We start from the raw sequence: 14,430 nt of genomic DNA, 5'->3' as shown, positions 1-14,430 counted from the left end.
GTCTATTTTTTTTCACCTTTGTGACCTATATGAATTACCAATTGAATAACATACCCGAGCGTCCTGTTAAACCACGTAATAAAGGAATTACAATGGTTATGGATAAGGGATTAAGCTTAAGACAGACAGAAGATTTTATAGAGGTTGCCGGAACGCATACTGATATTGTGAAGCTTGGATGGGCTACTTCCTTTGTTACCCCTAATTTAAAAGAGAAACTTCAGATCTATAGAGATGCCGGAATCCCAACCTATTTTGGCGGAACACTTTTTGAAGCTTTTGTGATACGCGACCAGTTTGATGACTATCGTCGTGTGTTGGATCAGTTTGGTATGGAGTATGCCGAGGTTTCGGATGGCTCTATTACAATTGAGCATGATTTAAAATGCGAATTTATTCAAAAATTAGCTCAGCAGGTTACCGTAATTTCTGAAGTAGGCTCTAAAGATGCAACCAAAATATTTGCGCCATATAAATGGATTAAATTGATGAATGCAGAGATTGAGGCCGGATCATGGAAGGTTATTGCTGAAGCAAGAGAGGGTGGAAATGTTGGTATTTACAGAGGCTCAGGAGAAGTTCGTGAAGGTTTGGTAGATGAGATTTTAACCCAAATACCTGAAGAAACAATTATCTGGGAAGCTCCGCAAAAGGAACAACAAGTTTGGTTTATCAAATTGCTGGGCGCCAATGTAAATATTGGTAATATTGCACCTGCAGAAGTTATCCCTTTGGAAACTATACGCCTTGGACTGAGAGGTGATACCTTTGATCATTTTTTGAACCTGGGAAAATAGTTCCTTAAACCCGTCTAAAGCTATAAATGAGAAAATTTGGTTTAATAGGTTACCCTTTATCACATTCTTTTTCGAAGAAGTTTTTTGGGGATAAATTTAGGGAAGAACAAATCGCGGATTGCGAATATGAGCTGTACCCTATACCCGAAATTGGACTCTTTTCTAACCTGATTACTGAAGATAGGGCGCTTTGTGGTATCAATGTAACTATTCCTTATAAGGTTCAGGTATTGCCATTTTTAAATGAAATGGATGAAGCATCAACTGAAATAGGAGCTGTAAACTGCATTTCCATAAAAAGAACTGAGGATGGGCAGTGGCTTAAGGGCTACAATACAGATGCCTATGGTTTCGAAGAGTCGCTAAAGCCTTTACTGGAACCTTATCATCAAAAAGCATTGATATTTGGTGATGGGGGAGCTGCAAAAGCTGTAAAGTACGTATTAAATAAATTGAATATTTCCTTTCTGGTTGTCACCAGGAAGCCCGCTGAAGGCTGTATTCTGTATGATGCAGTTGATGAAAAGCTACTTCAGGAACACACTGTACTGATCAATACTACGCCTCTGGGAATGTCGCCCAATGCAAATACTTACCCCGATATTCCTTATGCTTGTTTAACTGAGAAACATGTTGCATACGATTTGGTTTATAATCCTGCAGAGACTATCTTTTTAAAAGAGGTAAGGGAAAGAGGTGGAAAAACAAAAAACGGACTTGAAATGTTGCATCTCCAGGCGATACGTTCCTGGGAGATTTGGAATTTATAAAATGAGAAACTATTCTTTTATCCTCATGTTCGCTTGCTTATTGGCGCTTTCTGCCTGTAACAGCAATAGCTATACCCCTAAGCCAAGAGGATATTTTAAGATAGATTTTCCAGCTAAGGCTTATCAGAACTACGATAAGGATTGTCCCTTTTCATTTGATTATCCAAAATATGCAACGCTGGTTGCCGATAGCAGTACCGACACCCAGCCATGCTGGTACAATGTTAGTTTTCCTCAATTTAATGGTCGGTTGCATTTAACCTATTATGATATCTCTTCAAAAAAGGAGTATGAAAATTTAGTAGAGGATGCCCGCACATTTGCTTTTAAACATACTGTGAAAGCAAATGCCATTGATCAAAAGCTAATTAATTACCCTGAAAAAAAGGTTTATGGTGTTTATTATGCCATTGAAGGAAATACCGCATCTTCGGTGCAGTTCTTTTTAACAGACAGTGTGAAGCATTACTTTAGAGGAGCTTTGTATTTTAATGAGCGACCTCAGTACGATTCGATTCAGCCGGTAGTTAACTTTATTAAAAAAGATATTGATCGTATGATCAGTACATTCAAATGGAAAAATTAATAATAAAATAATGATAAGTATTAAACAATTCACCTTTAACCCTGTAAGGGAAAACACATATGTTCTGTTTGATGAGACCGGCGAATGTGTAATCATAGATCCGGGAATGTACGATGCAGAAGAGCAAAATGCAGTGGTGAACTTTATTAAAGAGCAGAAACTTAAGCCTGTACTTTTACTAAATACGCATTGTCATTATGATCATGTATTTGGTAATAAGTTTGTTTTCGACAATTGGGGATTAAAGCCTCAATTTCATAAAGGCGAGCTATATGTGTTGCAAGCTATTCCAGGTTATGTACCTCAGATGGGCTTACACTATGAACTTTCGCCTGAACCAGAAGTGTTTTTGGAGGAAACAGGGATAGTGAAATTTGGCAATAGCCAATTAGAACTCATCTTTGCACCTGGGCATTCACCGGCGCATTTATGTTTCTATGCTGCGGCGGATAACTTTTTAATTGGTGGTGATGTATTATTTTACTCCAGTATTGGCCGTACAGACCTTCCTGGAGGGAACCATTCACAATTAATCAATAGTATCAAAAATAACTTGTTTATATTGCCAGATGATTGCAAGGTTTACCCAGGACATGGTCAATCTACAACTATAGGTTTTGAAAAATTACACAATCCATTTTTGCAATAAGTATTAGTTCATAAGTATTGAATACACCATTTTACATAGCACGCAGGTATCTTTTTGCAAAAAAATCTACCAATGCCATCAACATCATCTCTGCAATTTCGGCAGCTGGTGTTTTTGTGGGTAGCGCTGCTTTGATCATTATATTGTCCGTGTTTAATGGCTTTGAGCAAGTGGTGTTAAAAATGTTCAATACCATTACGCCAGAGCTTGTTATTTCACCCGTTCGAGGCAAAACGTTCGATCCGAATACGGCATATTTTAATGAACTAAAAAAGAAAAAGGAGATTTATTCTTATACCGAAGTACTGTCAGAAAATGCGCTGTTAAGGTATAATGACAAGCAATCGGTAGGCTTGGTTAAAGGCGTGAGCCCGGATTATTTAAAAAATAAGAGCCTGGATAGCATTGCGGTTGATGGGGTGTTTAAATTAGAAAACAAAAGCTTGAATTATGCGGTTATAGGTTCGGCAATTCAGACTTATCTAATGGTAAATACCACTGATCCATTTAATCCACTTCAGGTGTTTTCTCCCAAAAAGAAAAGCAATCAAAGCGGCTCAATTAACCCTGCTGATGACTTTACCATTCTTTCTATCCCCGTTTCCGGTGTTTTTGAAGTCCAACAAGATTTCGATAATGTGGCTATTGTACCCTTAAGGTTTGCGCGAAAGCTACTCGAAGAACCAGTAAAGATCTCCTCTATTGAAATTAATTTGCAACAAGGAATCGAGCCAGATGAATTTAAAGCCCGCATTGAAGATCAGATTGGAAAAGACTTCGAGGTAAAAAATAGAATACAACAAAATACAGTGCTGTATAATATTTTAGGGAGCGAAAAATGGGCAGTATATATCATCCTGACCTTTATATTAATCATTGCTATATTTAACATCATAGGCTCTTTAACCATGCTTGTCATTGATAAACTAAAGGATATTGCCATTCTTAGTAGTTTAGGGGCGGGAAAGACCTTAATCAAACGTATTTTCCTATTTGAAGGAATGATGATTACCATGGCCGGCTGCATCTCCGGTTTAATTGTAGGCTTAATCTTTTGTCTGTTGCAGCAGAAGTTGGGCCTAGTAAAAATGTCTCAAGACAATTTGATTATTACCAGTGCTTACCCTGTTGCTTTAAAATGGAAAGATTTTTTGCTAGTATTTATAACAGTAACTGTTTTTTCTTTTATGGCATCAGCTTTGTCATCTAACTTGAGTGTCAAGAAGGTAAATCATTTAAATCAAGATCTTTAAAATCATGAATATATTTAAGCGTCCACTATTTTTATTAATAGCAATTGTTGTTGCGATTGCTGCTTGTAATCCTAAGCCTGGCGAGGTTCAAGAGAATGTCACACGTACGATGAAGGGGTTGTATAGTTACGGCCCAGAAATAAAGTCATTCACAGATTGTGAAGACGGGAATGAATACTGGGTTGCCGATAGCGCAAAAACGCTTGAACTGGCTTATAACAACCTTGGTTTCGAAAAACCTTACGAGCCGGTATATGTAGAGGTGGAGTGCCACACCATAAAATCAGACAGCCTGAATATGTCTGCTGATTATGATTCGACATTGGTGGTGACCAAATTGCTTAAGATTACAAAAGAGATACCTGATGGCCCTTGTAACTAAGGGATCAGGTAGATGTTTTGTTTAATGGGGGTAATCAAATCTCTTTCCTGAGCCATTTTAAACAACACATCGATGGCTTTTCGTCCCTCTTCGCCCAGTTCGATGCTATATTTATTGACATAGAGTTCGATGTGTTTGTACATTACTTCTTCACTCATTTCCTGCGCATGTTGCTTGATGAAATCCAGGCCTGATTTTGGGTTGGCGAAGGCAAACTCTACCGATTTTTTAATCAATCTGTTTACCTTTTCTTTGGTTGTCTGATCTAGGGCTCTGTTGATGACAATCCCGCCTAAAGGAATGGCGCATCCTGTGAGTTGCTCCCAGTAATTGCCCAGATCGACGATTTTATGCAGCCCTTTTTCAGTATAGGTAAATCGGTTTTCGTGGATAATTAAGCCCAGATCAATTTTATCTTCCAATAAAGAAGTTTCTATGTCTGAGAAAACCATTTCCTGTTTATTTGTCAAATGGGGGAATGCAATTCCCAACAAGAAATTCGCAGTGGTATATTTACCTGGGATGCCGACTTTATATTTGGGATTTAATTGTTCCCGCTGGGCAACTATGTTTTCATCATGGCAAATGAGTAGTGGACCTACACCAAAACCAAGGGCACTACCTGCATCTAGCAGTGCATATTGCTCATGGACATAAGCGAAAGCGTGAAAACTAAGTTTTGTGATGTCCAACTCCCCCCTCAGTGCTTTTTGATTTAGTGTTTCCACATCGTCAAAAAAAACTTCAAATTCTAAACCTTCAGTATCGATTTTATGATGGATCAGGGCATCGAAAATGAAGGTGTCATTAGGACAGGGAGAAAAGCCAAGACTAAGTTTCATCTTGTAAAGGTAAGGACTATGCGAAAAGCAATGGTTATGTATTTGTCAAAAATCCAATGGCCCATTCGTTAAGGTTCTTTATAGCCAGACCAATCTGCCATTTTTCCTTATTCCGAGGTTCAACATAATTGGATATGCTGCGGATCTGAAGGACGGGTAAAGATTCTTTTTCGCAAGCGTAAATCACAGCAGCACCTTCCATACTTTCCACTGCAGGGTTACTTTGCTTTATTACTTTAAGGATGCTATTCTCCTCTCCGTGGACCTTGTTTACGGTTATGCCATGCGCTTTTTGTAGCTTTTCTACACCATCGTGTAGCAAATTGTTTATGGCGCTATATCTGGCTTTGCCAAAACCCAATTCGTCAATAGTCAAAAAATCAGCTCCATTTTCGGCGCCTAGTTCGGAAAACTCATCTGTGGTTACATTTACCACAGTTCCTAAAGGGATGTTGCGATCAAAAGCGCCGGCAATACCGAGATTTAGAACCAGTTTGTAATGGTTGGATAGGTGCTTGCCCAGGGCAAAAGCCGTAGCAGTCATGCCAACACCTGTAAGCAAAATGTCAAAGTCTTTCGTGCGCACAAAATCCTGATCCGGTAAATGGAAGTGTGTGGCTAATAAAGCGATCTCAGCCCTTGTTGCGGCAACCAAAAGAATCTTCATGCTAGCTAAGTTAGATATTTAACCTTTCTACTTTAAGCTTTCTGCGTATATTTGTCGATAATATAACAGATAATGATTTATATAACCAGAAAAGCATCATTTAACGCAGCGCATAAATTATCCAGACCAGATTGGACTGACGATAAAAATACTGAAGTTTATGGCAAATGTGCCAATCCAAACTGGCATGGTCATAACTACCAATTGTATGTAACCGTTAAAGGAGAAATTAATCCGGAAACAGGTTTTTTGGTAGACCTGAAATGGCTGAAAGATATCACCAACACTTATGTCGTTGATAAAATTGATCATAGAAACTTGAACCTTGACGTTGATTTTATGAAGGGCAAATTGGCTTCAACAGAAAATCTGGCTATTGCCATCTGGGAACAATTGGCCGACCTGATCGCCGAATCGGGCGCGCAGTTACATAGCATAAAAATTTACGAGACTGAAAACAACTTTGTTGAATACTTCGGTCAATAACTGTACATAATGGACAACATACAACGTTTCGAGGAGGAAGAGGATAGCGGGTATATTAAAATTGACCGCTATAACGAAGATAAAATTGCTGCAGTAGCAGATCATTATAAAGATATTTTGGGTCAATTGGGTGAAGATCCAAGCCGCGAAGGTCTAGTGAAAACGCCTGAGCGTGTGGCTAAGGCCTTACAGTTTCTTACCCATGGTTATGACCTTAATCCGGCAGAAATATTGCGCTCAGCAATGTTTAGAGAGGATTATAGTCAAATGGTAGTGGTTAAGGATATAGAGGTTTTCTCTATGTGCGAGCATCACATGCTTCCATTTTTTGGGAAAGCCCATATTGCCTATATTCCAAATGGCCATATCGTTGGTTTAAGCAAAATCCCTCGTATTGTTGATGCGTTTGCAAGGAGGTTACAGGTACAAGAGCGTTTAACAAACGAAATCAGAGACTGTATACAAGATACTTTAATGCCTGCTGGTGTTGCCGTTGTTATTGAATGTAAACACCTATGTATGGCAATGAGAGGGATACAGAAACAAAATTCTGTAACCACCACATCAGCTTTTACGGGCGAATTTGCAAAAGATAAGACAAGAGCCGAGTTTTTAAGATTAATTACAGCTAATCTGCATTAGCAGAGTTTAAAACAAACATAAAACAAATGAAAGCATATATATTTCCAGGCCAGGGCGCTCAGTTTTCGGGCATGGGTAAAGAACTTTACGAAAACGAAGTTGCAAAAGCGTTATTTGAGCAAGCCAATGAAATCATCGGTTTCCGCATTAGCGATATCATGTTCTCTGGTAGTGACGAAGAGTTGAAGCAAACTAAAGTTACTCAACCTGCGATATTCCTTCATTCCGTAATTCTTGCTAAAACCTTAGGTGATGCTTTTAAGCCGGATATGGTAGCTGGACATTCATTAGGCGAGTTCTCGGCCCTTGTTGCAGCTAATGCACTATCTTTCGAAGATGGACTGAGATTGGTAATCACTCGTGCAAATGCGATGCAGAAAGCTTGTGAATTAGAGCCTTCAACAATGGCTGCAATCCTTGGATTAGCAGATGAAATCGTTGAAAACGTATGTAAAGAGATTCCTGAAATAGTTGTAGCGGCTAATTATAACTGCCCGGGACAGATCGTTATTTCCGGAAGTATTGAAGGTGTAGATATTGCCTGTCAAAAATTAACTGAGGCTGGAGCAAAGCGCGCACTGAAACTTAATGTTGGTGGAGCTTTCCATTCGCCATTAATGGAGCCTGCACGTCTGGAACTTCAGGAAGCAATAGAAAAAGTAACTGTACTTCCTCCAGTATGTCCTATTTATCAGAATGTAGATCCGGTTCCAAACGTTGATCCTCAAAAAATAAAAAATAACCTAATTACACAATTAACAGGCGCAGTGAAGTGGACACAGACAGTTGAGCGTATGCTTGCTGATGGTGCTGATGAATTTGTGGAAGTTGGCCCGGGAAATGTATTACAGGGACTAGTTAAAAAAGTAAATAGAGCCGTGCAGACCAGTTCTGCTTCAGCTTAGTGAAAGATGAAGAATCATTAAATAATATAACAAGCGTGAGTATAAGAGGTAAAATTAGATTTCTTTTATTAATACTGGGCGCTTGTTGTATTGTTACAGCTTTATCCTTAAAACACTCGATCACCAAAAGGGATCTGCTCAAGTACGATGCCCATCAGCTTCAGGAAAACCTGAAAGCCAAAGAGCAAACCATTTACAGTTTCCTTTCGGATTCCCTTCAAGTGGAGCGGGCTAAACAGTTTGATCAGAACGAACGTGCCAGCGCAGATTTTATCAAAAGCTATTCCGATAAGGGGCTTAGCTTATTGGTGTATAAAAATCGAGACCTTAAATTCTGGAGTTCATTCAATGTATTTCCTACTGATCCAAAGACGGCTAAAGAGGGTTCTTCTTTTGTTAAACTCCGAAATGGCTTTTATGAGCTGATCAAGAAGACTTCGGGGGATTATATCCTTATTTTTCTAATTGAAGTAAAGAGTCAGTTTGATATTCAAAATAATTTCCTCGAAAATATCATCTCAAAATACCTTTCTCCTTCTAATTCCTTGTTACTGGCAACTTATTCTGATCCAGAAGTATATGGGATAAAAAATCTAAAAGGAGAGCCCTTGTTTGAAGTTAAATTAAAACAAGAGGCATCTAAGAGCATTTACGGAACTATAGAAGTCTGGTTATGGGTGGTAGGGCTTTTCAGCTTTTGTCTGTTTTTAAACTCTTTTTGCGCCTGGTTGGTTAGAAGAGGACATTTACTAAGCGGAACGTTATTGCTGGCGGTCTTTTTTTTGGTAGTTAGGATTACAGACCTTGAATATGGCTGGTTTAATCACCAATTCAACTTGCAGATCTTTAGTCCAGCTATATTTGGTGAGAGTTTTTTCCTTCCCTCTCTAGGTGATTTTTTACTTAATGTAATTGCTATTACCTGGGTAGTCTTGTTCGTTTACACTTATCGGGATAAATATAAAGTTCCGGATTGGCTGGCTACAAGTAAGACAGGAGGTATAATCTTGCATTTGATCCTTTTGGTCGCTTTCTCAGGGCTGGCATTTTTGTTTGATCAGGTGTTTCATGGCTTGATCATGAATTCGAAGATAAATTTCAATATCACCAATATCGTTAACCTGGGCTGGATTAGCTGGATCAGCATTTTCATTCTATGCCTGGTATGGTTTAATGTTTATCTGGTTGGAAACATTGGCATGCAGCAAACATTGCAGCTCAACGTAACCAACAAGGAACGTTTAATTTTATTCCTTGCCGCTTTTTTTGCCTACCTCATCTACAGAATAGAAAATGGATTTAGCATATTTTTTATCGCGTATGCACTATTCATTTTTATTATGGGCTGGAATGTCTATATCAGAAGGGATAAGTTCTCTATAGGGATATTTGCGGCCTTATTTTTCTGTTTAGCTTTCATAACCTCAATTAAATATTTGAGATTTACTGATGAGAAGGATAAAAGTAAGCGCTACAACATCGCTAAAAAATTGGGTTATGCTGATGATCCAAAAATAATCAGTTCTATTGAGAATCTGGAAAAGGCCGTTTCTACAGATGCATTTATTGCCGAGTATTTTAAAAGGCCGATTTTAGATGGGACCTTTGATTTGGAGAAACATGTTAATAAAATATTACTAGGCGGATACCTTACACAGTACGAGTACAATTTGTATGAATATAACCGACAGGATTCTGCGATATCGAATAAAGATGGCGTTCCGCTCAGTTATTATAAAGATTTAGTAAAGTCGGGATCTGTTAAGGTGCCCGAATCGCAGTCCTTCTACAGGTTAAACTATACTTTTGGCTACCAGAATTATTTTGGGATCATACCAATATTTGTCGATAACCACAGGTTGGGGACATTGGTGATAGATCTTAAATCCCCACAGTACAACTATAACAGTCAGCTTCCAGAGATATTGGTAGATGGCAAGGTGAAAGGGGAGGAAGATTATACCAGTTACTCTTTTGCTTTTTACAACTCGGGCAAGCTAATCAACCAGTCAGGTAAATTTACCTATAAACTGTCCAACGCAGGGTTTAAAGGAGAGGTTGGGAAGGGCGAAGTTATTCGCGATACGCTTGGTTATACCCATTTAGTGTATATGCCAGCCAGCTCCAAGATGATTGTGATTAGTAAGGAACGCGTTTCCTATGTCGTAAGGCTAGCTACGCTGTCATTTTTCTTCCTTGTTTTTATTATTTTTTCGGTTACGCTTTATGCTTTGATCTGGCTCATCAAAAACATAGATGAAACCTGGGGTGGTTGGTTTAACATCAACCGGTCGTTAATGATTAATGCCAATAAGATTCTTTACAAAACCCGGATTCAGTTCTCCATTGTACTATCTGTGGTGGCTACTTTATTGATCGTAGGCTGGACGACTTATTTTTATATTCGTGATGAGTACCGCAAACAACAGGAAACGCTAATAAAAGAAAAGATCCGGAAAGTTCAGCTTGCTTACGAAAAAGTGGTTTTTAGTGCTGGTGCCATTCCTGATGCGAACGATCAAACTGAAGCTGACTTTAATCAATTTGCTAACGTTAATGCGGCCTACTTGAATCTTTTTGACATCAATGGGAATGTTCGCTTTACCTCCTTGCCAAAAATATACGACTTCGGGATTATTGGTAAAAAGATGGAGGCTACGGCTTACATCTATCTTAAATTACAGCAAGTATCAGAATATATTAATCCTTCAGAGCAGATTGGTGATTTTAAGTATGCATCAGCATATGCGCCGATAAGAAACGCAGAGAATAAAACGATCGCTTATATTGGATTGCCGTATTATGGGAATGAAGCGGATTATCAAAGTAAAATTGGCCTTTTTATCAATACGCTGATTAATATTTATGCGCTGGTATTTGTGGCCATAGGTATCCTTGCTGTTTTTTTGGCCAACCAAATTACCAGTCCGCTTACATTTATACAGGACAGTATCCGGAAAACCAAGCTGGGGCAAAAGAATCAACCTATTCAATGGTCGCGACATGATGAGATCGGCTCTTTAATAAAAGAGTACAATAAGATGATTGCTGCCCTGGAAGAGAGCGCCGCCAAGCTGGCACGCTCAGAGCGGGAGAGTGCTTGGAGAGAGATGGCTAAACAGGTTGCTCATGAGATTAAAAACCCACTGACCCCCTTGAAATTAGGTGTTCAGTTGCTCGAAAAATCATGGAAAGAGAAAGATCCTAATTTTGAAAAGAAGTTTGAAAGGTTTAATAAATCATTTATTGAGCAAATAGATAGCCTGTCGACCATAGCCTCGGAGTTTTCAAATTTCGCAAAAATGCCTGATACTAAGCTGGAAAAACTGGTGCTATTACCGATCATTGAGCAGGCGAGGAACGTTTTTACAAATACGGAGGATGCCGAGATTTATATCTTTAATCATTCGACTACAGAGCTGGTTGTGTTGGGCGACAAAGACCAATTGCTTCGAACCTTTAATAATCTGCTAAAAAATGGAATTGAGGCTGGTAATGTAAACCATAAATGTGTCATCAAGATTCGTATTGTTCAAGATGAATCGAATGTATTTATAGAAGTAGAGGACAATGGAAAAGGAATAGATACTTATCTGCAGGATAAGATATTTGTGCCGAATTTCACAACTAAATCATCCGGAACCGGATTAGGATTGGCGTTTGTTAAACAAGCTGTAGAAAATGCTGGTGGGACGGTTAGTTTTAAATCTGTAACCGATTTAGGTACTACATTTTACCTTAGCTTTCCCTTATCTTAAGGTAATGGAAGCCTTACCCATGGTAAAGCCATCTGTGTATAAAATGATGGAATAGTCTCCCTTGATAAAGGGATTAGGATTAATCCAGTCCATCACGTAAGCCGTATCATCACCAGAGTAGGCTATGGAAGTAGATGAGGTGTATTGCATTTCCTGCCCATCAGCTTCAAACATGTTGCGCTCATTGGCAATCAGGTTACCCACAGGATCAAAAATGCGAAGGTAAACTGTATGGTTGTTTTTCTCCGCAAGCTGATTAGGAACGATAGTGAATTTTACGCTTAGTTTTTTAGCGGTGCTTGCTCGGGTTACTTCTACGTTTTTACCACTACTTTTAACCTTATAAGCTGTAATCAGAACATTGTTTGCCTTTAAAGCCGCACTTGTTTTGACTTTTGCATTCAGTTCGGCATTCTTTTTCTCCAATTCGTTTGTCTTAAACCTTTCCGTACTAACGGACTGTTTTAAGCTATCTCGCTGTGTTTTTAAGAATAAGTTTTCTTGTTCCAGACGAAGAATCTGTTCGTTGTGGGTGCTCACAAATTGCCTTAGTTCGCGAACTTCTTTTTGGGCTGCGGTTAAATTCGCCTGAGTTAAGGTGCCTTTTTGGAGAGAGAGCTTCAACTCCGCTATCTTTTGCCTGGCTGATTGCTGCTCTTCCTGAAGCTTCCCAGTCAGCACTAAATTGAGCTCGTTCGCTTTATCTAATTCCACTTCAATTTTCTCGACCTCTAGTTGTAGCCGGTCTTTTTCGGTATTAATGGACACAAAACGTCCGTTTTGCTGTTCATCTTTAATATATAGATAAAGGTTAGTGCCAAGTAAAGCCGCAATAACTACAATCAAAAAATAAATTTTGTTGCGGTCACCTCTATTGACAGTATCATTTTGGTTTGACATTTTTTTATTCAAATAAGCTGTTAAAGAGGGAAGGCCATAAAATGCAGGATTAGGTAAAAAAACACTCAATTTGTATGAGAGCTGGAAAAAAATCGTTTAATTGCTAGATTCAGAGCGAATACTGTCTACTGAACACAACAAAATGAAACCAATTTTAATCACCACTAATTACAAAAGATGTTTAAAATACTAATTTATGCACTATTATCAGTTATAATCCCCATTTCCCTAATAGCGCAAACCCCATCAAAAATTGCTCCAAAAAGAGAGTTTAGAGGGGTGTGGGTTGCAACTGTTGCTAATATTGATTGGCCATCTAAGCCTGGACTTAGCGTTGACCAGCAAAAACAGGAGCTAATTGGGCTGTTGGAGCAGCATAAAGCAAATGGTATGAATGCGATTATGTTGCAGGTACGTCCTGCTGCGGATGCATTTTATGCTAAATCAAGAGAGCCCTGGAGTCAATGGCTAATGGGTAAACAGGGCGTAGCACCAGCTCCGGGTTACGACCCATTGGAGTTTGCCATCAAAGAAGCTCATTTTAGGGGAATGGAGCTCCATGCCTGGTTTAATCCTTACCGGGCAACCATGAGTGCCAACACGGTGGTTAGTGCTGATCATATGACACGAAAACGTCCCGATTTGTTTTTCGTGTATGGCGGTAAAAAACAATTCGATCCAGGAATACCCGAAGTAAGGGAATATATTGTTCAAGTGATTTTGGATGTGGTAAAGGGATATGATGTGGATGGGATTCATTTCGACGATTACTTCTATCCATATAAAATAGCTGGTCAAACGATAAATGATGCCACAACTTTTAACAAATACCCGAATGGCTTTACGAATGTGAGCGATTGGCGCCGGAACAATGTTGATTTGCTGATCAAACAGCTCGATGATAGTATCCATCATTATAAAAAGTATGTGAAGTTTGGCGTAAGCCCTTTTGGGATCTGGAAAAATCTTTCTGAGGATAGCCTCGGATCTGCAACCAATGGCCTGTCTAATTATTCTGAACTGTACGCGGATTCCCGCAAATGGATTAAAGAAGGTTGGGTAGACTATATTAATCCACAGGTATATTTTAGTTTTACGCGTAAGGCAGCGCCTTTTGCGACCATTGTAGACTGGTGGACGAATAATACCTATGGCAGGCATTTATACATCGGACAGGGCCCTTATTTGATCCACAACGGAACGACAAAGAAGGAAGCTGCCTGGGCTTTATCTAATCAGATTCCTAACCAAATCAGACATATCCGAAAGAGTAACCTGATACAGGGAAGCGTATTCTTTAGTTCTAAGTCTTTCTCTACTGTTGGACGGGCTTTTGGCGATTCTCTTAAGAATAACTTCTATAAATATCCGGCCCTGCCACCACAAATGCCATGGTTGGATGATGTGGTTCCTAATCAACCGCTCAATCTCATTGCTGAAGCACATGTCGATGGCGTTCACTTAAGCTGGGAAAAACCATTAAAAGCAGCAGATGGCGAAACGGCTTCCGGTTATGTAATCTATCGATTTAATGAAGGAGAAAAGATTGATGTGCTGGATGCAAAGAACATCATCAGGATTAGGTTCGAAGACTTTACTAAGTTTATAGATACCAATGTAGAAAAGGGAAAGCGTTATAATTACCTGGTCACGGCATTGGATCGGTTAAAGAATGAAAGTGAGCCGAGTGGACCCGTAGGAATTCAGACAAAGGAGCTTGCTAGTGCTGAATAAGGCTGCTGCGTGACGACCGTACAAAAATGACTATCATACATAAAAAATGGGGTGTTTAA

General features: G+C 39.1%; 14 protein-coding genes. 11 read left to right on the top strand and 3 right to left on the bottom strand.

The window, feature by feature from the left end:
* Positions 1 to 29 precede the first annotated feature (29 nt).
* From EZ444_RS23640 to EZ444_RS23615, 6 genes are read left to right on the top strand one after another with little or no spacing between them, the layout of a single operon-like run.
* Positions 30 to 797: a phosphosulfolactate synthase gene (locus EZ444_RS23640; RefSeq protein WP_131612020.1), complete on the top strand. Its 768-nt coding sequence runs from the start codon at positions 30 to 32 to the stop codon at positions 795 to 797.
* 26 nt (positions 798 to 823) lie between these two features.
* Positions 824 to 1,567, top strand: a complete 744-nt coding sequence (locus tag EZ444_RS23635) for a shikimate dehydrogenase family protein (protein WP_131612018.1) — start codon at positions 824 to 826, stop codon at positions 1,565 to 1,567.
* 1 nt (position 1,568) lies between these two features.
* Positions 1,569 to 2,153 (top strand): gliding motility lipoprotein GldD, encoded by a 585-nt coding sequence (gldD, locus tag EZ444_RS23630; RefSeq protein ID WP_131612016.1) that lies wholly within the window; start codon positions 1,569 to 1,571, stop codon positions 2,151 to 2,153.
* Between the two features lie 10 nt (positions 2,154 to 2,163).
* Positions 2,164 to 2,802 (top strand): MBL fold metallo-hydrolase, encoded by a 639-nt coding sequence (locus tag EZ444_RS23625; RefSeq protein ID WP_131612014.1) that lies wholly within the window; start codon positions 2,164 to 2,166, stop codon positions 2,800 to 2,802.
* A 17-nt stretch (positions 2,803 to 2,819) separates the two neighbouring features.
* On the top strand, positions 2,820 to 4,055 hold the full coding sequence (locus tag EZ444_RS23620; RefSeq protein ID WP_131612012.1) for an ABC transporter permease: 1,236 nt from the start codon (positions 2,820 to 2,822) through the stop codon (positions 4,053 to 4,055).
* Positions 4,056 to 4,059: 4 nt separating this feature from the next.
* A complete protein-coding gene (locus EZ444_RS23615; protein ID WP_131612010.1) occupies positions 4,060 to 4,437 on the top strand; it encodes a hypothetical protein in 378 nt (125 codons plus the stop codon).
* Here EZ444_RS23615 and EZ444_RS23610 read toward each other — a convergent pair.
* Both EZ444_RS23610 and mqnB read right to left on the bottom strand, forming a co-directional pair.
* Positions 4,434 to 5,279, bottom strand: coding sequence for a menaquinone biosynthesis family protein (locus EZ444_RS23610; RefSeq protein WP_131612008.1), 846 nt, complete (start codon positions 5,277 to 5,279; stop codon positions 4,434 to 4,436). The genes EZ444_RS23615 and EZ444_RS23610 overlap by 4 nt on opposite strands.
* A 34-nt stretch (positions 5,280 to 5,313) precedes the next feature.
* The gene (mqnB, locus tag EZ444_RS23605) at positions 5,314 to 5,946 is read right to left on the bottom strand and encodes a futalosine hydrolase (protein ID WP_131612006.1); all 633 of its coding nucleotides are present in this window, start codon (positions 5,944 to 5,946) and stop codon (positions 5,314 to 5,316) included.
* 72 nt (positions 5,947 to 6,018) lie between these two features.
* On the opposite strand from mqnB, the gene EZ444_RS23600 reads away from it, so the two are divergent.
* From EZ444_RS23600 to EZ444_RS23585, 4 genes are read left to right on the top strand one after another with little or no spacing between them, the layout of a single operon-like run.
* Positions 6,019 to 6,432, top strand: a complete 414-nt coding sequence (locus EZ444_RS23600; protein WP_131612004.1) for a 6-pyruvoyl trahydropterin synthase family protein — start codon at positions 6,019 to 6,021, stop codon at positions 6,430 to 6,432.
* Positions 6,433 to 6,441: 9 nt separating this feature from the next.
* Positions 6,442 to 7,074, top strand: a complete 633-nt coding sequence (gene folE, locus EZ444_RS23595) for a GTP cyclohydrolase I FolE (protein WP_131612002.1) — start codon at positions 6,442 to 6,444, stop codon at positions 7,072 to 7,074.
* A gap of 26 nt (positions 7,075 to 7,100) precedes the next feature.
* Entirely contained in the window at positions 7,101 to 7,979 is an 879-nt protein-coding gene (gene fabD, locus EZ444_RS23590; RefSeq protein ID WP_131612000.1) for an ACP S-malonyltransferase, read from the top strand.
* A 35-nt stretch (positions 7,980 to 8,014) separates the two neighbouring features.
* Complete coding sequence (locus EZ444_RS23585; protein ID WP_225874829.1) at positions 8,015 to 11,737, top strand: sensor histidine kinase; 3,723 nt, start codon at positions 8,015 to 8,017, stop codon at positions 11,735 to 11,737.
* Here EZ444_RS23585 and EZ444_RS23580 read toward each other — a convergent pair.
* On the bottom strand, positions 11,729 to 12,637 hold the full coding sequence (locus tag EZ444_RS23580) for a hypothetical protein (protein ID WP_131611998.1): 909 nt from the start codon (positions 12,635 to 12,637) through the stop codon (positions 11,729 to 11,731). The two genes, EZ444_RS23585 and EZ444_RS23580, sit on opposite strands and share 9 nt — an antisense overlap.
* Before the next feature lie 177 nt (positions 12,638 to 12,814).
* Between EZ444_RS23580 and EZ444_RS23575 the strand changes: the two genes are divergently transcribed.
* Complete coding sequence (locus EZ444_RS23575; protein ID WP_131611996.1) at positions 12,815 to 14,371, top strand: glycoside hydrolase family 10 protein; 1,557 nt, start codon at positions 12,815 to 12,817, stop codon at positions 14,369 to 14,371.
* Positions 14,372 to 14,430 lie beyond the last annotated feature (59 nt).

The sequence above is a fragment of the Pedobacter hiemivivus genome (genome assembly GCF_004331685.1).
Taxonomy (GTDB): domain Bacteria; phylum Bacteroidota; class Bacteroidia; order Sphingobacteriales; family Sphingobacteriaceae; genus Pedobacter; species Pedobacter hiemivivus.
This window is presented reverse-complemented; position numbering and strand designations above follow the sequence as displayed.